This window comes from Lachnoclostridium sp. An14, from assembly GCF_002160755.1.
Lineage (GTDB): Bacteria > Bacillota > Clostridia > Lachnospirales > Lachnospiraceae > Lachnoclostridium_A.
Window position 1 is genome coordinate 1 of sequence record NZ_NFLE01000080.1, and the last position, 1770, is coordinate 1770.

Consider the following 1770-nt stretch of genomic DNA (forward strand, 5'->3'; position numbering starts at 1 on the left):
CGTCTCCCACCTATCCTGTACATACAGCACCGGATCCCAGTATCAAGCTGGAGTAAAGCTCCATGGGGTCTTTCCGTCCTGGCGCGGGTAGCCAGCATCTTCACTGGCACTTCAATTTCACCGGGTGCATTGTCGAGACAGCGCTCAAATCATTACGCCTTTCGTGCGGGTCGGAACTTACCCGACAAGGAATTTCGCTACCTTAGGACCGTTATAGTTACGGCCGCCGTTTACTGGGGCTTAGATTCAAAGCTTCGCTTGCGCTAACCTCTCCTCGTAACCTTCCAGCACCGGGCAGGCGTCAGCCCATATACTTCACCTTGCGGTTTTGCATAGACCTGTGTTTTTGCTAAACAGTTGCTTGAGCCTATTCTCTGCGGCCTGGTTTCCCAGGCACCCTTTCTCCCGAAGTTACAGGGTCATTTTGCCGAGTTCCTTAACAATGCTTCTCCCGCCGGCCTTAGGATTCTCTCCTCATCCACCTGTGTCGGTTTACGGTACGGGCACACGGTACACTATAGCGGCTTTTCTTGGCAGCTGGAATCGGATACTTCGCTACTTTTGTTCGCTCCGCGTCACGTCTTCGGATTGCCAAGCGGTTTTTCCTACTTGACTCCTACCTCGCTTGCGCCGGTCTTTTCATTCCCGGCTTATCCTGTCCTTCTGCGTCCCCACAGTTCTGATACCTTGTGGTGCAGGAATCTAAACCTGCTGTCCATCGGCTACGCTCTTAAGCCTCGCCTTAGGCCCCGACTTACCCAGAGCAGATCAGCTTTACTCTGGAAACCTTGGATATTCGGCCTGGAGGATTCTCACCTCCATCTCGCTACTCATTCCGGCATTCTCTCTTCTTAAAAATCCACAGCTCCTTCCGGTACTGCTTCCTCTCTTTAAGAATGCTCCTCTACCAATGTCATATGACATTCCTGAGCTTCGGTGTCGTGTTTTAGCCCCGGACATTTTCGGCGCAGGACCTCTCGACTAGTGAGCTATTACGCACTCTTTGAATGTGTGGCTGCTTCTAAGCCAACATCCTAGTTGTCTTTGAAATCCCACATCCTTTTCCACTTAACACGCACTTTGGGACCTTAGCTGCAGGTCTGGGCTCTTTCCCTTTTGACTACCCAACTTATCTCGTGTAGTCTGACTCCCGTACATCATCTTTGCGGCATTCGGAGTTTGATATCTCTTGGTAAGCTTTGACGCCCCCTTAAGAATTCAGTGCTCTACCTCCGCCAGACTAATACGAGGCTAGCCCTAAAGCTATTTCGAGGAGAACCAGCTATCTCCGGGTTCGATTGGAATTTCTCCCCTACCCACACCTCATCGCCACCCTTTTCAACGGATGTGCGTTCGGTCCTCCACGGAATTTTACTTCCGCTTCAACCTGGACATGGGTAGATCACCCGGTTTCGGGTCTACTCTTACTGACTTCACGCCCTATTCAGACTTGGTTTCCCTTCGGCTCCACACCTTCAGTGCTTAACCTTGCCAGCAGGAGTAACTCGCCGGACCGTTCTACAAAAAGTACGCGGTTGCACCTTAACGTGCTCCCACAGCTTGTAAACACAGGGTTTCAGGTTCTCTTTCACTCCCCTCCCGGGGTCCTTTTCACCTTTCCTTCACAGTACTATGCGCTATCGGTCACTAAGGAGTATTTAGCCTTGGGGGGTGGTCCCCCCGACTTCCCACAAGGTTCCACGTGTCTCGTGGTACTTTGGATCCCGCTCGCTGGCTATCATTTTCGTGTACGGGGCTTTCACCCTCTCT

The 1770-nt window shown here is 51.8% G+C and carries 1 rRNA gene; it reads right to left on the reverse strand.

Features of this window, described 5'->3' with window-relative positions:
• Window positions 1-1770: ribosomal RNA gene (locus B5E84_RS20165) — 23S ribosomal RNA — on the reverse strand; the annotation flags it as partial.